This is a genomic window from Neorhizobium sp. USDA 3394 (assembly GCF_056280385.1).
This window is the reverse complement of record NZ_JBWCDU010000001.1, coordinates 428,150-449,474: the sequence shown is the minus strand read 5'-3', so window position 1 is coordinate 449,474 and position 21,325 is coordinate 428,150. Positions and strand designations below refer to the sequence as shown.

Genomic DNA, 21,325 nt, shown 5'->3' with positions numbered 1-21,325 from the left:
ATCAGCTTCAGCGGCCTACCTCCGCATCAGCGACCTTTGAACCAGCATGGCGATGATGATGATCGCTCCCTGGATGGCGCCGATCAGGTATTCGCTGACGAAGTTGGACAGCAGCATGATGTTGCCGACGATTTCCAGAATGAAGGCGCCGCAGATCGTGCCCCAGATGCGCCCGACCCCTCCCCGGAGTGCGGTACCGCCGACCACGACCGCGGTAATCGCCTGCAGTTCCCAGAAGCTGCCGGTCGTGGCGGACGTCGAGCCGAGGCGCGGCACGTAGAGCAGCACGGCGACGGCTACGCAGAGCCCCTGGATGACATAGGTGACGGTGCGCACCCGGTTGATCGAAATGCCGGAATAGCGCGCCACGTCCTCGTTCGAGCCGACCGCAGTGACATGCCGGCCGTAACGGGTGCGGTAAAGCACGAAGGCGGCAATCGCCGCGGTGACGAAGATGACGATGATCGGAATCGGTACGCCGGCGAACGAACCGGAATAGACCGGCCGGTAGAGCGCCAGAATATCGCGGTCGCGCACGGTGATGGCGCCGCCCTGGCTGAGCCATGTGGTGAGGCCGCGATAGATGCCCATCGTGCCGAGCGTGGCGATGAACGGTTCGATCCGGCCGATCGTAGTGATCAGGCCATTGGCGAGCCCGCAGGCGGCGCCGATCGCAATCGCCAGCGCCATACCGGCGGTGAGTGCCAGCGCGGGGTCGGCGATCGTCCCCGAGTTCAGGAAGAGGATCATCAGGCTGGCGACGAAGGCGAGCATCGCGCCGACCGAAAGGTCGAGCCCGCCCGAAGTGATCACATAGGTCGCGCCGAGCGCGATGACGGCAATGAAGGAGCTGCGCGTCACGACGTTCAAAAGATTGGCGGTCGTCATGAAATTCGGGTTGGCGAAATAGCCGAGCACCAAGAGAAGGGCGAGCGCAATGAACGGCGCGATCGCCGCCATGTCCCAGTCCTTGGAGGTCTTCGGTGCCTTGGCCGGTTCGGTAGCGACATTCGCCATCACGCGGCCTCTTCTTTGTTGACGCCCGTGGCGAGCACGACGATCTCGTTTTCGTTCATATGGTCCCCCGTCACTTCGCCGACGATCCGGCCGGAGCGCATGACGAGGATGCGGTCGCAGATGCCGATCAGTTCCGGCATTTCGGAGGAAACGACGATGATCGAACGCCCCTCCTCGGCCAGGTTGGCGATGAATTTGTAGATCTGTTCCTTGTTGCCGATATCGATGCCGCGCGTCGGCTCGTCGATGATGACGATTGACGGATCGAGCAGCATCATCTTGGCGAGCAGCAGCTTCTGCTGGTTGCCGCCCGAAAGCTGGCCGGCCAGGATGTCCTTGGCGCCGGTGCGAATGTCGAAATCGCGGATGGCCTTGTCGAGTGCTGCACTTTCGCGCTTGCGGTCGATCTGCAGGACACCCGCGAACTTGCCGAGCGAGGCGAGCGTCAGGTTGACGATCAGGTCCTTGGTGAGCAGCAGGCCCTTGCCCTTGCGGTCTTCGGAGAGATAGACGATGCCGGCCTTGAGGCTTGCATGCACGTCCCGGAAATTGACCGGCTTGCCGAGGTGACGGACCGTCCCGCGGCTGGGGCGAAGGCCGACCATGCCCTCCATCAGCTCGGTGCGGCCGGCGCCGACGAGGCCGGCAAAACCGAGAATCTCGCCTTTTTTCAGCTGAAACGAGGCATCCTGCGCATAACCGGGGACATTGAGGTGCTCGACTTCAAGCACCGTCTCGCGCGCCTGCGCCGCATGCCGGTCCGGATAGAGCTTTGCGACGTCGCGACCGACCATCAGCCGCGCCATGTCTGCGGGCTGGAGTTCGCTCGTATTATGAGAGGCAACAAGCCTTCCGTCGCGCAGCACCGTCACCCGGTCGGCGATCTCCTTCACCTCCGGCAGGCGGTGGGAAATGTAGAGCACGCCGACGCCCTTGGCGCGGATCTGCCGGATGACCTTGAGCAGTGCATCGGTCTCGTGCGGCGTCAGCGACGCGGTCGGCTCGTCGAAGATGACGATGCGATGCGGCACCAAGAGGACGCGGGCGATCTGCACCAGCTGGCGCTGGGCGATCGACAGGCGGCTGACGATCGTATTCGGATCGATATCGCTGCCGAGATCGCGGACAGCCTTGGCGGCGCCTTCGTTCATGGCGCGGTCGTCGATAAAGACGCCCTTGTGCAGCTCGCGGCCGAGATAGATGTTCTGGGCGACGGTCAGGTCCGGCGCCAGCAGGATTTCCTGATGCACCAGAACGATGCCGCGATGTTCCGCATCGACCGGGCCGGAAAAGGTGACGGTCTCGCCGTCGATCTTCATCTCGCCACGGGTCGGCGGCTGATTTCCGGCGATGATCTTCATCAACGTCGACTTGCCGGCGCCGTTTTCGCCGATGATCGCATGCACCTCGCCAGCGCGGAGGTTGATATTGATGTCCTTCAGCACCTCGACGATGCCAAATGTCTTGGAAAGGCCGGTCGCTTCGAACAGCGGCGCGACGGGGCTCGTCTCCGCGGAGCTCATCGCGCAGCACCCATGACCATTGGGCAATGCGCGGCCGGACAGCGGACCGCTGCGTTACCGACAGCACGCCTGTATATGATAATCTGCACCCAAGCTCCTCCCGATCAGAACGCTAGCCCAGATTCTGAGGTACGTAAAGCAGATTTGCCAAGCTCACACGCGAACGTGGGGACACTTTGCGCAAACCTCCTGCTGGTTGTCGTTTGTCGCGCTGTTGCCCTTCTCCAACGGCAGCGTCCGCCCCTCATCCGGCTGCGTCCCGCGGACCCTTCTCCCCACCTGCGGGGAGAAGGGTTATGCCGCGCCCGTCTCCCTCAAACGTAGCGTTGCGTGTGGCAAGTCCCTCTTCCCCGTTTTACGGGGAGAGGGCTAGGGTGAGGGGCAATCCGCTCAAACGTAGCGATTGACGACGTTTTCCAGGTATTCCTGGCGGCCGGACTTCGGTTCCGGGTTGATGTTCTGCTTCTCGACCCAGGAGGCGATGTCGTCGAGCTTGTATTCGCCACGCAGCATTTTCTGGTATTCGGGGCTGTCCCACTTCTCGTAGCGGGCATCGAGCGGAGCTTTCAGCGCACCGTCGTCGAGCATCTTCGCCGCCGCCTTGATGCCGCGGGCGCAGCAGTCCATGCCGCCGATATGGCCGATCAGCAGGTCTTCCGGATCGAGCGACTGGCGGCGCAGTTTCGCGTCGAAATTGGTGCCGCCGTTCTGGAAGCCGCCGCCGGCGAGCACGTGGTAATAGGCGAGCGCCATTTCCGGCACGTTGTTGGGGAACTGGTCGGTATCCCAGCCGGACTGCATATCGTTGCGGTTCATGTCGATCGAGCCGAAAATGCCGAAGGCGTTGGCCATGGCGATCTCGTGTTCGAAGGAATGGCCGGCGAGGATCGCGTGGCCCTGCTCGATATTGACCTTCACTTCCTTCTCGAGCCCGTTCTTCTGCAGGAAGGCATAGACGGTCGAAACGTCGTAGTCGTACTGGTGCTTGGTCGGCTCCTGCGGCTTCGGCTCGATCAGGATCGTGCCCTCAAAGCCGATCTTGTACTTGTATTCGACCACCAGATTGAGGAAACGGCCCATCTGGTCGAGTTCGCGTGACAGGTCGGTGTTGAGCAGCGTCTCGTAACCTTCGCGGCCGCCCCACAGCACGTAGTTGGACCCGCCGAGCTTCTTGGTGGCGTCGAGGCAGGTCTTCACCGTCGCCGCGGCGAAGGCGAAGACCTCCGGATCCGGATTGGTGGCGGCACCCGACATGTAGCGGCGGTTGGAGAAAAGGTTCGCCGTGCCCCAGAGAAGCTTCACACCGGTCTCGGCCTGCTTCTTTTGGAAATAGTCGACGATCTCGTTGAGGTTCTTCGTATTCTCGGCGAAATTGTTGCCTTCCGGACGCACGTCGGCATCGTGGAAGCAGTAGAAGGGCGCGCCGAGCAGCTGGAAGAATTCGAAGGCGACGTCCGCCTTCATCTTCGCCGCTTCCATCGTATCGGAGAACCACGGGCGCTGGAAGGTCTGGCCACCGAAGGGATCGCCGCCCGGCCAGGTGAAGGTATGCCAATAGGCGACGGCGAACCGGAGGTGATCCTCCATGCGCTTGCCGGCGACGATCTCATCGGGGTTGTAGTGCCGGAAGGCCAGCGGATTGGTGCTGTCCGGGCCTTCGTATTTGATCTTCTGGATGTCTCCGAAAAAGCCTGTGTTCATGGGGTGTTTCTCCTATCGAGTAATTGAGAGCGCCAAAGATCCCCTTCTGCCTGCCGGCATCTCCCCCACAAGGGGGGAGAACGCTGGTGGCACCGCCTTGCCCAATCGGAAAAGCGGAACTCGGGGCAATAAAGCCCCTCCCCCTTGTGGGGAGGGGTTGGGGAGGGGTCTTTTCAACGCACCTCCAGTGGAAGCTGTTCAATGCGCCAGCGACTTGATCGCCGGATAAAGCGCCCGGTAGCGGCCATAGGCAGCCTCATAAGCCTCCGACAGCCCCGAGACCGGCTCGACGGTCTCATCGGTCTTCGGTGCCGAGCAGACGGAAAGCGGGTCGGCACCTGTCGCGGCGATCAGGCCGAGGCGGGCAGCCCCGAAGGCGGCTCCGAAATCGCCGTCCGCCGGAATATCGACCGGAACCCCAAGCGACGTGGCGATCGACTGCAGCCAGTAGCGCGAGCGCGAGCCGCCGCCGATCGCGGTGACGCGGGAAATCGAGGTGCCGGCGGATTTCAGCGCTTCGAGATTGTCGCGGATCGCAAAGGTGACGCCTTCGAGCACCGCCTGGGTCAGCACCGTGCGGTCGCTCTCGTGTCCGAGGCCGACGAAGACGCCGCGGATGGCCGCATCATTGTGCGGCGTGCGCTCGCCGGAAAGATAGGGCAGGAAAGTGACGCCCGACGGGGCCTTCAGCACATCGCCGAGTTCCTGGGTGAGTTCGGCGGCGGTCTTGGCCGTAATGTTTGAATACCAGTTGAGCGCGTCGGTCGCCGACAGGATGACGCCCATCTGGTGCCAGGTTTTTGGCAGCGCATGGCAGAAGGCATGCACGGCGCTTTCCGGCTTCGGCAGATAGGAGGCGTTGGCGGCAAACAGCACGCCGGACGTGCCGAGCGAGACGAAGGCTTGGCCCTCCGCGACCGTGCCCATGCCGCAGGCCGACGCCGCATTGTCCCCTGCCCCACCGGCGATCACGACCCCCTCGGCCATGCCCCATTTGTAGGAAAGTTCGCCGCGCAGCTTGCCGGCCTGTTCGGTGCCCTCGACCAGCGACGGCATCTGGCTTTCGTCAAGGCCAGTTGCGGCAAGCAGTTCGGACGACCATTTGCGGGCGCCGGTATCGAGCCAGGACGTGCCGGCGGAATCGGACATTTCGGACATATGCTCGCCAGTCAGCCACAGCCGCAGATAATCCTTCGGCAGCAGCACCTTGGCGACCTTCGCAAAGATCTCCGGCTCGTTCTTGGCGACCCAGGCGAGCTTCGGGGCGGTAAACCCCGGGAAGACGATATTGCCGGTGAGCTTGCGGAAGATCGGATTGGCGTCGAGCGCAGCGGCTTCCTGATGGGAACGGGTGTCGTTCCAGAGGATGCAGGGCCGCAGCACCTTGTCTTCGGCATCCAGCAGCGTCGCGCCGTGCATCTGGCCGGAAAGCCCGATGCCCTTCACCGCCGCCAGTTCCTTCGGGAACTTCGCCTTGAGGCCGGCGACGGCCTCTTCCGTGGCGCGGATCCAGTGGGCGGGATCCTGCTCCGACCAGCCGGAATGCGGACGCGAGACGTCGAGCGAGCCGCTCGCCGAACCGATGATCTTCTGATCGCCGTCGATCAGCATCGCCTTGACGCCCGAAGTGCCGAGATCGAGACCGAGATACATGGTGTTTCTCCTAGTGCTCCGCCCTTCAGGGCAGATTGTCTTTCAAGAATATGTCGATGCGGATGCGTTCCTGGGCGGCGAGCACCGGCAGGCCGTCGGCCTTGGCTTTCAGCACCCGGATCGCACTTCTGACTTCGTGGCCCGCATCCTGGTTCAGAACCGCGTCGATGATACCGTCCGAAAGTGCTGCGCGGGTCGAGGCGGTGAGTTCATGGGCGATGACCAGCGGCCGGCGGGGGCCGTGCGCCTTCTGAAGCGCGCGGATGAGGCCTCGGTTGCCGGCACCGAGACTGTAGATGCCGGCAATGTCGGCATTGCGGCGCAGCGCATCCGCAACCATCGTCTCAGTGAGCGCCGGGTCGTCGCGGCCTTCGAGCACGGGCAGGATGTGAACGTTCGGATAGGCCTCACCGATGACGGTCGAAAAACCTTCCAGCCGCTCGCGATGGTCGCGCACCAGCATGGAGCCGGCCAGCACCGCGACGGTCGCCCCCCGTTCGGCGAGGAAAGGCCCGCTAAGGAACCGTCCCATCAGGCTGCCGGCGGTGCGGCCGGCGGCGATATTGTCGATGCCCGCATAGTGGTCGCGGGAGGAATCCGGCAGGTCGGAGACCAAAGTCACCATCGGGATGCCGGCCTGCCGCAGGCGCTCGGCAGCGACGCGGACTTCCGGCGCGTCGATGGCGACGAAGGCGACCCCGGCCGGCTTGTCCGCAAGCACCGCCTCGAGTGAGGCGACCAGCGCGCCCGGATCGAAGGGCGGCACATCGACGATGCGGATGCCGGTGCGCTCGAAACTGGAGCGGGCAACGACGCCGCGGACTTCCTCGTGCAGGCCGATCATGAACGAGTTGTCGTTGGCAGGCAGGATGAAGACGAAGGAATAGGTGCGGCTCTTGGCGAGGTTGGCGGCGGCGAGATCGCGCACGTAACCCAGCGAGGCGATCGCCTCCTCCACCTTGCCGCGGGTGACGGAGCGCACACCCGGCCGGCCGTTGAGAACCCGGTCGACAGTCGCAAGGCTGACGCCGGCGATCTTCGCGATGTCGTGGACAGTGGGCTTCATGAACTCCTCCGCCGACCGTGTTAGCGGAAAATCTGAGGTACGTAAATCAAAATTTGAGGTACGTGTTTCACCGAAGCCCGAACACCCCAAGAAAAAGGCCGTCACTTGCGTGGCGGCCCCCTTCCCGGCGGTGGAATGCTGCAATCAATGCCCGCCGCCACCGGCGCCCGCGAGGCGGGCCGGCTTGGCGATCAGGAAGACGAAGAAGATCAGGCTGCCGAACAGCCCCGTCAGGATGAAGAACACATCCATGAAGGAAAGCAGCAAGGCCTGCTGGGTAATGATGCCGGAGAGCTTCTGCAGCGCGACGGCGCTGCCGTCGAGGCCGAAGGAATTGTAGTTGGCGCCGACGCTGTCCAGCCAGTTGAGCGCTGCCGGGTTGCCGTAGTTGACGTGCTCGGAAAGCCGGGCGTAGTGCTCGTCGGAACGTTGGGTCAGCGCGGTGTTGATAACGGCGAGCCCGACCGCGCCGCCGAGGTTGCGGGTCAGGTTGAAAAGGCCTGACGCGCCCTGGATACGTTGCGGCGCGAGCGTCCCCAGCGCGATATTGCTGATCGGCACCATGCACATCATCATCCCGAACCCGCGCAGGATCTGCGGCAGCAGCAGTTCGTAGAAATCCCAATCGGCGGTGATGCCGGTCATCAGCCAGGTACCCGCCGCAAACGAGCCGAAGCCGACGGCCATCAGGATGCGCAGGTCGACACTGTTCGATAGCCGTCCGACGAGCGGCGCGGAGACGAACATGGCGATGCCGGAAACGAACATCGTCTCCCCGATCATCAGCGAATCGTAGTGGCGGATGCGGCCGAGATAGAGCGGATAGAGATAGGTGAGCCCGTAGAGCCCGACGCCCATGATAAAGGAGAACAGGGAGCCAAAGGCGAAATTGGCGTTGCCGAACGCCCTGAGATCGACGATCGGGAACTCGACCTTGAAGGCACGCCAGAAGAACACCACCGCGCCGATGACGATGAAGACGGTGCCGACGACGATCTTGTCGTCGCTGAACCAGTCCTTGTTGTTGCCTTCTTCCAGCACGTATTCCAGCGCTCCGAGGAAGACAGCCATGGAGGCGAGCCCCCACCAGTCGAACTTCTTCATCAGCTGCAGCTGCGGCTTGTCGAAGTCGATCAGCGTGAAGGTGACGACGGTGACGATGATGCCGGGGATGACGTTGACCAGAAACAGCCAGTGCCAGGAGAAGGAATTGGAAAGGTAACCGCCGACAGTCGGGCCGATCGTCGGGGCGAGCGTCGCGACAAGGCCGATGATCGGCGAGACGATGCTGCGCTTCGATGGCGGGAAGATCGTAAAGGCCGCCGCGAAGACCGAAGGGATCATGCCGCCGCCGATGAAGCCCTGGATGGCACGATAGACGATCATCTCGTCGATATTCGTGGCGGTGGCGCAAAGGATGCTGGCCAGGGTGAAGCCCGCCGCGCACGTGGAGAACAGGATGCGCGTCGACATGATGCGGGCAAGGGTGCCCGACAGCGGGATCATGATCACCTCGGCGATCAGGTAGGAGGTTTGCACCCAGGCGATTTCATCCGAGCCGGCGGAAAGGCCAGCCTGGATTTCCGCGAGCGAGGCCGAGACGATCTGGATGTCGAGGATCGACATGAACATTCCGAAGACCATCGCGAAGAAGGCGATGAGCTTGCGTCTGTCCATCGGCTGGTCGGCCGGCATCGCCATAGGGGGCGGACCCGCCGTGGCCGTTGCTCCTGCCATGGCCGCTCTCCTTGGTTCTCTTTACTTGGCAGCGACGGCGCTGATGCCGGGTGCGGTCCGGGTATCGACGTCGACGACGACGCTCAAGCCGGCACGAAGATGCTGGCGTTCGAGGTCTTCCTTCGGGATCGAGATGCGAACCGGAACGCGCTGTACGATCTTGGTGAAGTTGCCGGTTGCATTTTCCGGCGGCAGCATCGAGAAGACGGCACCGGAAGCCGGCGCTATCGACACTACCGTGCCAGTGATGTTGTGATCCTCATAAGCATCCACATGCACGCGGACCTTGGAACCCGGCTGCAGGTTGCCGAGCTGGGTTTCCTTGAAATTCGCCTCGATATAGAGCTCGGTCAGCGGCACCAGCGACGCGAGGCGCTTGCCGGTCGAGACGAGATCGCCCGTCTGGACGGACAGGTTGCCGATAACGCCGTCATAGGGCGCCTTCAGGACGGTGAAGTTCAGATCGCGCTGGGCCTGGTCCCGGGCGAGCTCCTGGGTATGGATGGTATTGACCGCCTCGTCGCGCTGGGCACGCAGGAGGCCGATATTGGCCTGTGCCGACGCGACCGCCGCCTGGCCGGCGACGAGATTGGCGCGGGCCTGTTCAAGCGCAATCTCGGCATTGTCGAGCGCGGCGGTGGTGCCGACCGCACTGGCCTGCAGGCTCGTCGCGCGCTTCTGGGTGATCTCGGCGCCGCGAACCGCGGCTTCAAGAGCGCCCTGCTGGGCCTGGGCCTGCTTCAGCGCCGCGTCGCCGCCGACGATCTGCGCATCGATGCGGGAGACGGCGAGATTGGCGGATTCGATGGCAGCCTGTGCCTTGCGAAGCGCAAGTTGATAGTCGCCGTCGTCGAGCGTGACGAGCGGTTCGCCGGCCTTGACGGCCTGGTTCTCGACAACGTTGACCTTCGCGACGTAACCGGACACTTTTGGCGAGATGACCGCGATATCGCCTTCGACATACGCGTCGTCGGTGGAAACCAGGAACCGACCGTCGATCCACCAGTTGTAACCATACCAGCCAGCGCCAGCGAGGAGGGCAAGCGCAATGACAGGCAACAGCAGACCGCGGCGTTTCTTCTTTTCAGGCGCCTTGGCGGCCGCGGGGGCCGCAATCGCTTCGGCCGCAGCGGGCTGTTCCGCAGGCGGCGAGCCCTTGCGGGCCTCAGCCGTGGGAAGGCCAGCATTTTCCGTCGTCACAGCGCGCAGTGCGCCGGAATTCTGAGAGGACGTCATCTTCTATCTACCGTCTTGGGAGCGTCTTATTCCATCGAACCGATCGGTTCAGCGAGCTTGACATAGACCCATCGATAACACATATCAAGAGCAATCGAACCGCTCGGTTCGAAAAGGTTAAAAAAGGGCATCGAAATGGCCAGGCAGACAAGGAAACTGGAAAGATCCGATCCGGTTCCCGCCGGACGTTTCGCAGCGGGCGAGGACCCGGCGAAACGGGAGCAGATTATCGACGGGGCGAAAAGGGTCTTCATGAAGCTCGGCTTCGACGCCGCGAGCATGAACGACATCACGCGCGAGGCAGGCGTCTCGAAAGGGACGATCTACGTTTACTTCCAGAACAAGGAAGACCTGTTCGGCGCGATGGTTGCGCGTGAGCGCGAACGGATCACGCTGCGCATGCGCGACATCCTTGCCGGCAGCGAGGAAGTCGAGGACGGCCTCTACCGCTTCGGCATGGGTTTTGCCACGCATATGACCGCAACGCAGGTGATAGAGGCGATGCGGACCGTGATCGGCGTCGTCGATCGCCTGCCAAGCCTATGTCGGCATTTCTTAAATTCGCCGTCCCAGAACGTCCGTACCGTGCTTGAGGATTTCATCAGGCGCCACGTCGCGCTTGGCAATCTCAAGGTGGAGGATACGGATCTCGCAGCCCGTCAATTCATCGACATGGCGAGCGGCACCTTCTTCAAACTCCGCCTTTTTGGCGATCTCGACGACGTACCGCCGTTCAGCGAAATCGACCATGTCGTCACGGGAGCAATCCGGGTGTTCATGGCAGCCTACGGCGTCCATGACAATTCCGTGACCGAAAAAACGAAAGAACATGCCTGATTTCAGGAGGTTGTAGCGCAACCTCCTCTTGTCTTCCGCTCATCACTCCTTAAATCGTGCAGGCAATTACGCCTTGCGATTGAAAGAAGGGAATGTTGATGCAGGATATCGTCGTGCTGGTTCAGGATCCGGCCGCCTGGGTGGCGCTTGTCACACTCGTCGTCATGGAAGTCGTGCTCGGCATCGACAACCTCATCTTCATCTCCATCCTCACCAACAAGCTGCCACCCGAAAGCCGCGAGCGCGCCCGCAAGATCGGCATCGGCCTGGCGCTTGTCATGCGTCTCGCCCTGCTCGGCACCGTCGCCTGGATCGTTCAGCTCACCAACCCGATCTTCGAGGCCTTCGGCCACGGTTTCTCCTGGAAGGACCTGATCCTGATCGCCGGTGGTCTCTTCCTCGTCTGGAAGGCGACCAAGGAAATCCACCATTCCGTCGACGTCGACGATCACAAGGAAGACCTGGTCGGCGCCGGCAAGGACGTGGTCAGGATGAGCTTCGCCTCGGCGATCGGCCAGATCCTTCTGCTCGACCTCGTCTTCTCGGTCGACAGCATCATCACCGCCGTCGGCATGACGCCACATCTGCCGATCATGGTAGTCGCCGTCGTCGCCGCCGTCACCGTGATGCTGATCGCCGCCACGCCGCTTGCCAATTTCATCGAGAAGAACCCGACCATCGTCATGCTGGCACTCGCCTTCCTGCTGATGATCGGCGGCACCCTGATCGTCGAAGGTTTTGGCGTGCATGTGCCGAAGGGCTATATCTACGCCGCCATGGCCTTTTCCGCCGGCGTCGAAGTGCTCAACATGGTGGCGCGCAACGCCCGCAAGCGGAAGAAGGCTGGCGGCACGACGCTGCATTGAGTTGACGAGAGCTTACGTCGTTCTGCGGAAAGCTCGACTGGAGACGGCTATTGAGTTCTGGCACGGGTCTTTGGCGTTCGCGAACTCGTAGCCATCCGCCTTGTGGATCGGGCCAAATTGCAGCCCTCGCTCCGCCGCCCGGCTGCAGAACGCTTCGACATCCTCCACGTCGAACACCAGTTTGACGATCACCTGGCCGATCTTCTGCGATTTGGCGGCCGGGTGAAACATCAGGTTGGCGCCGCCATCCTTGCTGACCAGCTCGACGATGCGATCACCGGGCAATCGCAAGACTTCGAACTCGAAATGCGTCTCGTAAAAACGCACCATCGCTTCAACATCCTTCGCATAGAGCGTCACACGGTTGAGCGGCACGGTTATCTCCCGATGGATCCGTTCGTGCTGGGAAGCGAGAAGATGTTGAGATTACCGACACCCGTTTCCACGCGCTGCCAGCCTATCCTCTCGTAGAACGGCGAATTGGCAGGCGAGGCGCATAGATAGACGATTTCGATACCCTGTCCGATAGCCGCCTGAGCTGCGGCGGTGACCAGAGCTGATCCCACACCTTCGCCGCGACATTCCGGTTCCACCCAAACCGCAGCAACCCACGGGCTGTATTGGGGACGTTCGTCCATGTCGCTCGTGATCAGCGACGCAGTTCCCAGAAACCGATCCCCTTGATGCGCCACGATGGCCAAGGGTATCCCGGTCGAGACCAGGTTTTCCTGCACCCGACCGGTTATGTATTCCAGCGGAACACCCTTGCTCCGCCACCAGGCATTCCAGACGCGATCGGCCACGTCCCCGGCAAAGCCGGGCCGCGCACGCAGGTCGGAGATCGAGAAACCATCAGCCGTCTTCACGGATCGATCCCTTTTCCCAGTCCATACTTTCGCAGGCCTTAGCTCTTCGCCAGTTCCCGCTCGACCGCCTCGACCAGCCGGTTGTCCTGCGCATCGACGTCAGGCGCGAAACGTGCCTTGATCTGACCATCGCGGCCGATCAGGAATTTTTCGAAATTCCAGACGATTTCGCCGTCTTCGACCTCCATGCCGAAGCCGCGCAGCTTTTCCTTCATCGGGCCGTCGCCGGTGGTCGGAACGCCGGAACCAGTGAGGCCTTGGTAGAGCGGGTGCTTGTCCTCGCCCTTGACGGAGATCTTCGAGAAGATCGGGAATTTCACGTCATAGGTGAGCTGGCAGAATTCGACGATCTCGGCGTCCGTGCCGGGCTCCTGGCCCTTGAAGTTGTTGGCCGGGAAGGCCGCAATGACAAAACCGTCGGCGCGCTTGTCCTCGTACAGCTTTTCGAGGCCTTCATACTGCTTGGTCAGGCCGCATTTCGACGCGACGTTGACGACCAGCATCACCTTGCCCTTGTATTCGGAAAGCGTGGTCTCGCGGCCGTCGGCCAGCTTCACCGGTACGTTCAAAACATCAGTCATCGACAAATCTCCATTCAAAACAAACTGGTCTCTTTGCCGCGACACCCTATCGAAGCGGCTCCCGTTGTCCAGTGGACAGGCCCCCCGGCCTTCGGCGCGCCGGAACTTTGGACCCATCCCCGCATTGACGGGCGGCGCGGCTACGCCACGTTATCCTCCTGCCGGCGGTGATCCTTCCGCCGGTCCTCTCGATATCAAGGGCGGCATGACCACTCAGCAGATCCTCGCGTTTTCCGTCATCGCCATCATGATGGTGGTCTTCATCTGGGACCGGTTTCGCTACGACGTGGTCGCCTGCTGCGCGCTGGTGCTGGCCGTCGCACTCGGCGTCGTGCCCGTCGACAAGGCGTTCTCAGGCTTCTCGGACGATATCGTCATCATCGTCGGCAGCGCGCTGGTGGTCAGCGCCGGCGTGGCGCGGTCGGGCATCGTCGATATCGCCATCAAGAAGCTCTTCCCGAACCTCAACACGCTGCATACCCAGCTTGCGCTCTTGATGATCGTGGTGGCGCTGCTTTCCGCCTTCATCAAGAACATCGGTGCGCTGGCGATCATGATGCCGGTCGCCTTCCAGTTCGCCAGGAAATCCGGCGCATCGCCATCCAAATACCTGATGCCGATGGCGTTTGCGGCCCTGCTCGGCGGGCTGATGACCCAGATCGGCACCTCGCCCAACATCGTCGTCTCGCGGCTGCGCGAAGAGCTGACCGGCACCTCGTTCACGATGTTCGACTTCACACCGATCGGGGCGATCCTCACCGTCGTCGGCATCACCTTCCTGCTCTTCTTCCATTGGCTGGTCCCGAGCCGCACCAGGGAAAACAGCTCGATCGAAGAGGCGGTGGAGATCAGGAACTACACGTCGGAAGTCTCCGTGACGTCCGATTCCACGCTCCTCGAAAAATCGATCGGCGATCTCCTGAAACTCGGCGACGGCGAGGTACTGGCCACTGCCGTGCTGCGCGGAACGGCCCGCATGTCGCCCTTTCCGGATCTCGTCCTGCGCGAAGGCGATGCCGTTCTCCTCGAAGGCCCGTCGGTCGCGCTGGACAGGATCGTCTCCGGCGGCAAGCTGAAACTGTCCGGCAAGCCGCTGAGGGAAAACGGCCAAGCACAGGCGGACGTGATCTCGGTCGAGGCGATCATCACCCAGGAATCGCCGCTCAAGGGCCTCTCCGCCAAGGAACTGGCGCTTTCCTACACGCGCGGCATCAATCTTCTGGCGATCAGCCGGCGCGGCGAGCGGCTGAAGCAGCGGCTGGGCGAGCTGACACTGATGGCCGGCGACGTGCTGGTGCTGCAGGGCAGCCGCAAGAACCTGCCCGCGGTGCTGCAGGACTTTTCCCTGCTGCCGCTGGCGCAGCGGGAAATCCTGCTCGGAACCCGCCGCCGTGCCTTCATTCCGCTGGTCATCCTGGTGCTGGCCATGGCCGCGACCGCCGTCGGCATCGCGCCGGTTCCGGTTGCCTTCTTCACCGCCGCCCTCGGCATGGTCGTCTTCCGGGCGATCCCGCTCAACGATTTCTACAAATCGGTCGACGGGCCGATCCTCGTCATGCTGGCGGCCTTGATCCCCGTTTCGGATTCGCTGAAGACGACCGGTGGCAGCGAGCTGATCGCAGGTTGGCTCGGCCAGGTGGCCGCGACGCTTCCCGCCTGGGGTGCCCTGGGGCTGATCCTCGTCACTGCCATGGCGGTGACGCCGTTCCTCAACAATGCCGCGACGGTGCTCGTCATGGGCCCGATCGCCGCGAGCTTCGCCACCAGTCTCGGTTTTCGGCCGGAAGCGTTCCTGATGGCGGTGGCGATCGGCGCCGGCTGCGATTTCCTCACCCCGGTCGGCCACCAGTGCAACACGCTGGTCTTCGGCCCCGGCGGTTACAAGTTTTCCGACTATCCGAGGCTCGGTCTGCCGCTTTCCTTCCTGATCATCCTCGTCAGCGTGCCGGCACTGCTCTATGTCTGGCCGGTAACGTAGGGTTCAAGGCCAAAAACCTTGACGCTTGAGGCTGAATATGGCCTAAGCCTGCGCCAATCCGCATTTCAAAAACAGGCTTGGCGCCTTTTAGGCCGCCACAGATAGAGCATTCTTCATGATCGCCACGAAGCCCCGCGTCCGCATCGCCCCCTCGCCGACCGGCGAGCCGCATGTCGGCACCGCCTATATCGCGCTCTTCAACTACCTCTTCGCCAAGAAACATGGCGGCGAATTCATCCTGCGCATCGAGGATACCGATGCGACGCGTTCGACGCTGGAATTCGAACAGAAGGTGCTGGACGCGTTGCGCTGGACGGGCCTGACCTGGGCGGAAGGCCCGGATGTCGGAGGCCCCTACGGTCCCTATCGCCAGTCCGACCGCAAGGACATGTACCAGCCCTATGCCCAGCAACTGCTCGACAAGGGCCACGCCTTCCGCTGTTTCTGCACGCCCGAGCGGCTGGAGCAAATGCGCGAAGGCCAGCGCGCCGCCGGCAAGCCGCCGAAATACGACGGTCTCTGCCTGAGCTATACGGCCGAGGAAGTCACGTCCAGGATGGCGGCCGGCGAAGGCTCGGTCATCCGCATGAAGATCCCGACTGAAGGCTCCTGCGACTTCCACGACGGCGTTTATGGCGACGTGTCGATCCCGTGGGATTCGGTCGACATGCAGGTGCTGATCAAGGGCGACGGCATGCCGACTTATCACATGGCCAACGTCATCGACGACCATCTGATGAAGATCACCCATGTGGCGCGCGGCGAGGAATGGCTGGCATCGGTGCCGAAGCACATCCTGCTCTATCGTTATTTCGAGTGGGAACAGCCGGTGTTCATGCACCTGTCGCTGATGCGCAACGCCGACAAGTCGAAACTGTCGAAGCGCAAGAACCCGACCTCGATCTCCTATTATTCCGCGCTCGGCTACCTGCCGGAAGCGCTGATGAACTTCCTCGGCCTGTTCTTCATCCAGATCGCCGAAGGCGAAGAGATGCTGACCATGGACGAGCTGATCGAAAAGTTCGATCCGGACAACCTCTCCAAGGCCGGCGCGATCTTCGACATCCAGAAACTCGACTGGCTGAACGGCCGCTGGCTGCGCGAAAAGCTGTCTCCGGACGAATTCGTCGCCCGCGTGCTGGAATGGGCCATGGAGAACAGCCGCCTGACGGAAGGCCTGAAACATTCGCAGAGCCGCATTTCCAAGCTCGGCGAACTGCCGAACCTCGCCGGCTTCCTGCTGTCCAGCGATGTCGGCCTGACGCCGGCCTCGTTTGCGGGCCTGAAGACCAGCCCGGCCGAGACGCTGGAAATCCTCACCACCGTTCAGACGGATCTCGAAAAGATCCTCGAATGGAATGTCGAGACGATCGACGCGGAACTGCGCGCCGTCGCCGACAAGCTTGGCAAGAAGCTGCGCGTCGTCACCCCGCCGCTATTCGTCGCCATGTCGGGTTCGTCCCGCTCGCTGCCGCTGTTCGATAGCATGGCGCTGCTCGGTCGCTCAGTCGTCAGGCAGCGGTTGAAGATTGCCGCGACGGTGGTGGCGTCCATGGTGGGCGACGGAAAGTAAAGACATACGCGACGGGTCCCCTCCCCCTTGTGGGGAGGGTTAGGGAGGGGCCTTTCTTCCTAACATCCAGGAAAACCCCTCCCCGTCGCTTCGCTCCGACCCTCCCCACAAGGGGGAGGGTTACGCCGAGCCAGCCGCACCGACAAAAACAAGACAAACCTGCCCGAAGAAGGCGAAATACCATGACCGAGAACACGACCAACGAAACCGCCCTCTCCTCCGACGCCACGCAGGTGCGCGCGCAAAAACTCGCCATCCTTCGCGAAAAGATCGGCGACGTCTATCCGGCGCATTTCCACCGGACGATGACCAATGCGGAACTGGCCGAGAAATACAAGAACCTGGAGGCGGACGTCGAGACGCAGGACATCGTCACCGTCGCCGGCCGGGTCTATTCCTCGCGCAATTCCGGCATGTTCATGGATATCCATGACGCGTCGGGCAAGGTTCAGATCTTCTCCCACAAGGACACCACGCCGCAGGAAGCGCGCGACCTGCTGCCGCTGGTCGATATCGGCGATATCATCGGCGTCACCGGCGTCGTGCGCCGCACCAAGCGCGGCGAACTGACGATCAACGCCCAGAACATCACCATGCTCACCAAGTCGCTTCTGCCGATGCCGGAAAAATGGCATGGCCTGTCGGACGTCGAGCTGCGCTACCGCAAGCGCCATCTCGACATCATGACCAACGAGGAGTCGAAGCTCCGTTTCCAGCAGCGCAGCCGCATCGTCTCCGGCATCCGCCGCTTCATGGAAAACGACGGCTTCATGGAAGTCGAGACGCCGATGCTGCATTCGGTTTATGGCGGCGCAACGGCAGAACCCTTCAAGACGCATCACAACACGCTGAAGCTCGACATGTACCTGCGCATCGCGCCAGAACTGTTCTTGAAGCGCACGCTGGTCTCCGGCCTCACCGACAAGGTCTTCGAGATCAACCGCAATTTCCGCAACGAAGGCGTTTCGACCCGGCACAACCCCGAATTCACGATGATGGAGTGCTACTGGGCCTATGCCGATTACGAGGACATCATGGACCTCGTCGAACGCATGTTCTCGACATTAGCCATGACCATCCACGGCACCACCGAAGTGAAGTTCGGCGACAAGGAATTGTCCTTCAAGGGCCCGTTCAAGCGCGTGCCGATGCCCGACGCCGTCAAGGAAGCGACCGGCATCGACTTCCTCGCGATGAAGACCGATGAGGAAGCCCGCACCGCCGCCAAGGCCGCCGGCTTCGCGGTCGAGAAGGATTGGACCTGGGGCGAATGCCTCGCCTTCATCTTCGAGGAAAAGGTCGAGGCCACGCTGATCCAGCCGAGCCACGTGACGCATTTCCCGAAGGACATCTCGCCCTTCGCCAAGGAAGTCCCGGGCGAACCGCGCCTCGTCGAACGCTTCGAGACCTATTGCAACGCCTGGGAACTGGGCAACGCGTTTTCCGAACTCAACGATCCCGAAGAACAGCGCAAGCGCATGGTCGAACAGCTGGAGCAGGCCCATGCCCGCGGCGAGAAGGACAAGCAGCTCGACGACGAATTCCTGGACGCCATCGACCAGGGCATGCCGCCCGCCGGCGGCCTCGGCATCGGCGTCGACCGTCTGGTCATGCTGCTGACGGACTCACCGTCGATCCGAGACGTGATCCTGTTCCCGGCGCGCCGGGCCAAGGCGGATTGATAGCGGTTCACCGCACCGCAAATGCCGTCATCCTCGGGTCAAGCCTGAGGATGACGGGGACACGCCGCCAGCGACAAGGGCCGGTCGTGGGCACCGGAACGGCCCTCATGACCGCCTGTCCGGGTGCGAGGCAGCCCCGTATGCCGGTAAGTTCGACCCGTAACGTTTGGGACCATGGCGGAAGACACTTTGATCATCGAACTCAGCCTGGCGGAGATCCGCGAGGTCACTGGTTATGCGGCAGCGTGCGGTCGATCCGCATTGGCGATCTTCGAACGTGAACGCCCCGAGGACCCGCGCCCATGGGACGCGATCAATGCTGCGCAGGATTTCGCCGACGGAGGCCGCCGGACCAAAACGCTCCGGGACCGCGCCTGGGGCGCGCAACGGGCCGCTCATGAAGCCCGCGACGCCGGAAAGGCCGCCGCGAGCGAGGCCGCCCTCGCGGCGCTGGCGGCAGCCGGGGCGGCCTTCCTCCACCCGCTGGCGAAGGCGGCTCAGGTCAAGCACATCCTCGGATCGGCCGCTCACGCCGCGCGCGCGTTTGAACTCGCCGCCCAAGAGAACCCCGCTGGCGAAGCCAGCCATATGGCGCAAACACCGATCCGCCCGCATCCAGTAGTGGTGGACGTCCTCAAGCGTTATCCAGCCGCTCCAACTGGCGGCGGACGGGTCGGCGAACTGGTCCGTCAGCTCGATGCTTCGCTCCGACAAGCTGAATAGAGAAGGCTCTCCGGGAAGTTACGACTAGGAGAGCTACCAAGATCCGACGCTCAGATCGCCACCCTAGCAAGGGGCGGGGGGCTCGGTGAATACCGTCCAGGGATGACGACGGAGAGGGTGGTGGCGATCACGGCGGCGGCATCCCTATCTCTCCAGCGGGAGAGATAGGAGTTTCAATATTTTGCGAAGCCAAGTTGGAAATCGCAAGTGAGGGGTCCTCCCCCACTCTCAATGCACGACCTGCGCGGCCGGGCCCTTGGCATCCGAAGCTGAAGCCGCCTGGGCGGGTTTCGCGGGTGCGGCCGGAGCCGGTTGGCCCCTGAGCTTTGCAAGCCATTCGGCGCCGGCGGCGTCCGCGTCCGTGGCGCCGGCGGTCTTGGCCGGAGCCGCTTCGGAATGCGCCGTTTCCGACGGCTTGGCGTCTGAACGAACGGCATCGCCATCGGTCTGCTTCGACCAGCGCTTGCCGCCTTCCGCAGACGTGCGGGGCGCGGGCGCGGGTTCCGATGCCTTGGCGGCGGCCGGGGCTGCGCCGGGTTTCTCCTGTTCCCCGCCACCGGAGAACATGCCCATTACCGAAGCGAGAAACCCGCCCTCTTCCTTTTTCGGTTCTGCGGATGCGACCTGGGCAGGTGCGGCCGGTTTCTGGTTGCCCTGGCTCTGATCGGGGGCCTGATTGGCAACGGACTTGTTCGGTGCCGCGGGCGCCGCGTGCGCGTCGGCGGCCGGGGCTGCGGGGGCAGCAGCAGCCGGGGCAGCGGCATGGGTTTCAGCGGCGGCAGGATTGCCAGCGGGTGCTTGGCCTTGCGCGGGTGCTTCCTGCCCGGAGCCGAAGATCATGCCGGTGACGGAACTGAGGAAGCCGCCGCTCTCCTTGGCCGCGACCTCGCCGCCCTGTCCCTCGGCTGGAGCGCCGTGACCGTCTGCAGGGGCGCCATGACCGCTGGCGACTGGTTCGCCATGGCCGGCGGGTGCGCTCGGCGCGCCGTGACCGTCCGCCTTCGGCTTCTGGCCGTGTTCGGCTTCCGGCGTGGCGACGACAGGGCCGACGCAATCGGCATGGTCGGTCAGCCGGGCGGTGAGCGCCTCGACATCCTCGAGCGGCAGATCGACGCGCATGCCGTAATATTCGCCGTTCGAATTGGCGGTGCCGTCGAGGTAATATGCCGAATAGGGCTGTGCGTCGGTGCCCTCGGGCGCCTTCTTGGGATCGGGAATATAGACGACCTGGGCGCCGATCGCGCGGCCGCGCATCTGGGCCCGATCGCGGGGACCTGCCTTGTCGATCATCGCCACCTGGACGAGATCGGCCTTTTCCTTCTCCTGGACCGCCTTGGCGACACGCAAGGCCGTGCGGATGCGCGCCAGTCCGTCACCGGCCTCGTCGCTCACCACATATTTGCGTACCCAGTAACGCTGGTCCCGCTTGATCTTGACCGTTTCAAGCGCGGTGCATTCGAGCCCGTTGATCTCCAGATAGGAGGGGCCGAGGATCTTGTCCGTGCCGATGAGCACCGCCGCCGCACCGCTGCCACCGCCGAGCACGACGATGCTGCCCATGAGGATGAAGACAAGCTTCTTGGAAAACCGGAACTTCAGACCCTTCACTTGCCGAACTCCGGCATGGTCAACTCCATTTTACGCAGAACAACAGGATGGAATAGTGCCGGGATAGTCGCCTATTCTTGTTGAGGAAGCTTTAAGCCGGGAGGTTCTTTTCGCCGTCCGGAGGAGTTTCTCGCAGCCGGCGTGCTTCATTCCGGAACGCACCTGCTTCTGATGCACCCCTCTTGCGCAGATCGAACCGCGGGTATATACCCGCTCCATGCCGAACGATACCTGCCACTGCATCCTGCTGCGCAAAGCCTCCCGAAAGGTCTCGTCCTATTACGACGAGGCCCTGGCGCCGCTCGGCGTCAACATCGGGCAGTTCAGCCTGCTGCGCAACATCAACCGGCTGGCGCCGATCTCGCTGACCGATCTCGCCGTCCAGGTGGAACTGGACCGCTCGACGGTCGGCCGCAATGCCAAGGTGCTGGAGCGCATGGGTCTGGTGGCGATCGGTCATGGCGAGGATCAGCGGGAAGCGATGCTGACCATCGCGCCGCAGGGCCATGCGATCTTGAAACAGGGCGCGCCGCTGTGGGACGGCGTCCAGGACGACATCGAGGCCCGGCTCGGGGCCGAGAAAACCAGGCAACTGCAGGAACTGCTTGCAGCCCTCTGATTTTTAACCAGAAGCGGGTATATACCCGATTTCATCACGCTGCCGGTGCGGCTACGACC

At 62.9% G+C, this 21,325-nt stretch carries 18 protein-coding genes; 7 read left to right on the top strand and 11 right to left on the bottom strand.

Annotation, left to right across the window (positions count from 1 at the left end):
• Positions 1 to 15: 15 nt before the first annotated feature.
• The 7 genes from ACZ9EJ_RS01880 to ACZ9EJ_RS01850 form a co-directional block, all read right to left on the bottom strand.
• The gene (locus ACZ9EJ_RS01880) at positions 16 to 1,017 is read right to left on the bottom strand and encodes an ABC transporter permease (protein WP_046639508.1); all 1,002 of its coding nucleotides are present in this window, start codon (positions 1,015 to 1,017) and stop codon (positions 16 to 18) included.
• Positions 1,017 to 2,540 carry a sugar ABC transporter ATP-binding protein gene (locus ACZ9EJ_RS01875; protein WP_046639507.1) on the bottom strand — a complete coding sequence of 508 codons (1,524 nt, stop codon included), beginning with the start codon at positions 2,538 to 2,540 and terminating at the stop codon, positions 1,017 to 1,019. Before ACZ9EJ_RS01875 ends, ACZ9EJ_RS01880 begins: the two co-directional genes overlap by 1 nt.
• A 390-nt stretch (positions 2,541 to 2,930) precedes the next feature.
• Complete coding sequence (gene xylA / locus ACZ9EJ_RS01870; RefSeq protein ID WP_046639506.1) at positions 2,931 to 4,241, bottom strand: xylose isomerase; 1,311 nt, start codon at positions 4,239 to 4,241, stop codon at positions 2,931 to 2,933.
• Positions 4,242 to 4,439: 198 nt separating this feature from the next.
• A complete protein-coding gene (gene xylB / locus ACZ9EJ_RS01865) occupies positions 4,440 to 5,894 on the bottom strand; it encodes a xylulokinase (RefSeq protein WP_046639505.1) in 1,455 nt (484 codons plus the stop codon).
• A gap of 25 nt (positions 5,895 to 5,919) precedes the next feature.
• Positions 5,920 to 6,960, bottom strand: coding sequence for a LacI family DNA-binding transcriptional regulator (locus ACZ9EJ_RS01860; RefSeq protein WP_046639504.1), 1,041 nt, complete (start codon positions 6,958 to 6,960; stop codon positions 5,920 to 5,922).
• 144 nt (positions 6,961 to 7,104) lie between these two features.
• Positions 7,105 to 8,697 carry a DHA2 family efflux MFS transporter permease subunit gene (locus ACZ9EJ_RS01855; RefSeq protein WP_046639503.1) on the bottom strand — a complete coding sequence of 531 codons (1,593 nt, stop codon included), beginning with the start codon at positions 8,695 to 8,697 and terminating at the stop codon, positions 7,105 to 7,107.
• Positions 8,698 to 8,718: 21 nt separating this feature from the next.
• Complete coding sequence (locus ACZ9EJ_RS01850; protein WP_046639502.1) at positions 8,719 to 9,933, bottom strand: HlyD family secretion protein; 1,215 nt, start codon at positions 9,931 to 9,933, stop codon at positions 8,719 to 8,721.
• A 135-nt stretch (positions 9,934 to 10,068) separates the two neighbouring features.
• On the opposite strand from ACZ9EJ_RS01850, the gene ACZ9EJ_RS01845 reads away from it, so the two are divergent.
• Together ACZ9EJ_RS01845 and ACZ9EJ_RS01840 are read left to right on the top strand one after the other, a co-directional pair.
• Complete coding sequence (locus ACZ9EJ_RS01845; RefSeq protein WP_046629034.1) at positions 10,069 to 10,770, top strand: TetR/AcrR family transcriptional regulator; 702 nt, start codon at positions 10,069 to 10,071, stop codon at positions 10,768 to 10,770.
• Positions 10,771 to 10,868: 98 nt separating this feature from the next.
• Positions 10,869 to 11,636 (top strand): TerC family protein, encoded by a 768-nt coding sequence (locus tag ACZ9EJ_RS01840; RefSeq protein ID WP_046639594.1) that lies wholly within the window; start codon positions 10,869 to 10,871, stop codon positions 11,634 to 11,636.
• Positions 11,637 to 11,648: 12 nt separating this feature from the next.
• Here the strand turns inward: ACZ9EJ_RS01840 and ACZ9EJ_RS01835 are convergent, their stop codons facing one another.
• From ACZ9EJ_RS01835 to ACZ9EJ_RS01825, 3 genes are read right to left on the bottom strand one after another with little or no spacing between them, the layout of a single operon-like run.
• Positions 11,649 to 12,011: a VOC family protein gene (locus tag ACZ9EJ_RS01835; RefSeq protein ID WP_046639501.1), complete on the bottom strand. Its 363-nt coding sequence runs from the start codon at positions 12,009 to 12,011 to the stop codon at positions 11,649 to 11,651.
• 2 nt (positions 12,012 to 12,013) lie between these two features.
• Positions 12,014 to 12,502 carry a GNAT family N-acetyltransferase gene (locus ACZ9EJ_RS01830; RefSeq protein ID WP_046629030.1) on the bottom strand — a complete coding sequence of 163 codons (489 nt, stop codon included), beginning with the start codon at positions 12,500 to 12,502 and terminating at the stop codon, positions 12,014 to 12,016.
• A 38-nt stretch (positions 12,503 to 12,540) separates the two neighbouring features.
• Positions 12,541 to 13,083: a glutathione peroxidase gene (locus tag ACZ9EJ_RS01825; RefSeq protein ID WP_046639500.1), complete on the bottom strand. Its 543-nt coding sequence runs from the start codon at positions 13,081 to 13,083 to the stop codon at positions 12,541 to 12,543.
• 205 nt (positions 13,084 to 13,288) lie between these two features.
• On the opposite strand from ACZ9EJ_RS01825, the gene ACZ9EJ_RS01820 reads away from it, so the two are divergent.
• From ACZ9EJ_RS01820 to ACZ9EJ_RS01805, 4 genes are all read left to right on the top strand, one after another.
• Positions 13,289 to 15,061 carry an SLC13 family permease gene (locus ACZ9EJ_RS01820; protein ID WP_046639593.1) on the top strand — a complete coding sequence of 591 codons (1,773 nt, stop codon included), beginning with the start codon at positions 13,289 to 13,291 and terminating at the stop codon, positions 15,059 to 15,061.
• A gap of 115 nt (positions 15,062 to 15,176) precedes the next feature.
• Positions 15,177 to 16,634, top strand: coding sequence for a glutamate--tRNA ligase (gene gltX / locus ACZ9EJ_RS01815; RefSeq protein ID WP_046604469.1), 1,458 nt, complete (start codon positions 15,177 to 15,179; stop codon positions 16,632 to 16,634).
• Between the two features lie 182 nt (positions 16,635 to 16,816).
• Positions 16,817 to 18,316, top strand: a complete 1,500-nt coding sequence (lysS, locus tag ACZ9EJ_RS01810; RefSeq protein WP_046639499.1) for a lysine--tRNA ligase — start codon at positions 16,817 to 16,819, stop codon at positions 18,314 to 18,316.
• 189 nt (positions 18,317 to 18,505) lie between these two features.
• Entirely contained in the window at positions 18,506 to 19,039 is a 534-nt protein-coding gene (locus ACZ9EJ_RS01805) for a putative immunity protein (RefSeq protein WP_251089665.1), read from the top strand.
• A 228-nt stretch (positions 19,040 to 19,267) separates the two neighbouring features.
• Here ACZ9EJ_RS01805 and ACZ9EJ_RS01800 read toward each other — a convergent pair whose 3' ends face one another.
• Positions 19,268 to 20,647, bottom strand: coding sequence for a hypothetical protein (locus tag ACZ9EJ_RS01800; protein WP_052764546.1), 1,380 nt, complete (start codon positions 20,645 to 20,647; stop codon positions 19,268 to 19,270).
• Positions 20,648 to 20,864: 217 nt separating this feature from the next.
• On the opposite strand from ACZ9EJ_RS01800, the gene ACZ9EJ_RS01795 reads away from it, so the two are divergent.
• Positions 20,865 to 21,266, top strand: a complete 402-nt coding sequence (locus ACZ9EJ_RS01795) for a MarR family winged helix-turn-helix transcriptional regulator (RefSeq protein WP_046639497.1) — start codon at positions 20,865 to 20,867, stop codon at positions 21,264 to 21,266.
• Positions 21,267 to 21,325: the final 59 nt, after the last annotated feature.

Excerpts from the sequence above, each read along its gene's own strand:
- ACZ9EJ_RS01880 (WP_046639508.1), bottom strand. The coding sequence starts at position 1,017 with ATGGCGAATGTCGCTACCGAACCGGCCAAGGCACCGAAGACCTCCAAG.
- ACZ9EJ_RS01875 (WP_046639507.1), bottom strand. The coding sequence starts at position 2,540 with ATGAGCTCCGCGGAGACGAGCCCCGTCGCGCCGCTGTTCGAAGCGACC.
- xylA (WP_046639506.1), bottom strand. The coding sequence starts at position 4,241 with ATGAACACAGGCTTTTTCGGAGACATCCAGAAGATCAAATACGAAGGC.
- xylB (WP_046639505.1), bottom strand. The coding sequence starts at position 5,894 with ATGTATCTCGGTCTCGATCTCGGCACTTCGGGCGTCAAGGCGATGCTG.
- ACZ9EJ_RS01860 (WP_046639504.1), bottom strand. The coding sequence starts at position 6,960 with ATGAAGCCCACTGTCCACGACATCGCGAAGATCGCCGGCGTCAGCCTT.
- ACZ9EJ_RS01855 (WP_046639503.1), bottom strand. The coding sequence starts at position 8,697 with ATGGCAGGAGCAACGGCCACGGCGGGTCCGCCCCCTATGGCGATGCCG.
- ACZ9EJ_RS01850 (WP_046639502.1), bottom strand. The coding sequence starts at position 9,933 with ATGACGTCCTCTCAGAATTCCGGCGCACTGCGCGCTGTGACGACGGAA.
- ACZ9EJ_RS01845 (WP_046629034.1), top strand. The coding sequence starts at position 10,069 with ATGGCCAGGCAGACAAGGAAACTGGAAAGATCCGATCCGGTTCCCGCC.
- ACZ9EJ_RS01840 (WP_046639594.1), top strand. The coding sequence starts at position 10,869 with ATGCAGGATATCGTCGTGCTGGTTCAGGATCCGGCCGCCTGGGTGGCG.
- ACZ9EJ_RS01825 (WP_046639500.1), bottom strand. The coding sequence starts at position 13,083 with ATGACTGATGTTTTGAACGTACCGGTGAAGCTGGCCGACGGCCGCGAG.
- ACZ9EJ_RS01820 (WP_046639593.1), top strand. The coding sequence starts at position 13,289 with ATGACCACTCAGCAGATCCTCGCGTTTTCCGTCATCGCCATCATGATG.
- gltX (WP_046604469.1), top strand. The coding sequence starts at position 15,177 with ATGATCGCCACGAAGCCCCGCGTCCGCATCGCCCCCTCGCCGACCGGC.
- lysS (WP_046639499.1), top strand. The coding sequence starts at position 16,817 with ATGACCGAGAACACGACCAACGAAACCGCCCTCTCCTCCGACGCCACG.
- ACZ9EJ_RS01795 (WP_046639497.1), top strand. The coding sequence starts at position 20,865 with ATGCCGAACGATACCTGCCACTGCATCCTGCTGCGCAAAGCCTCCCGA.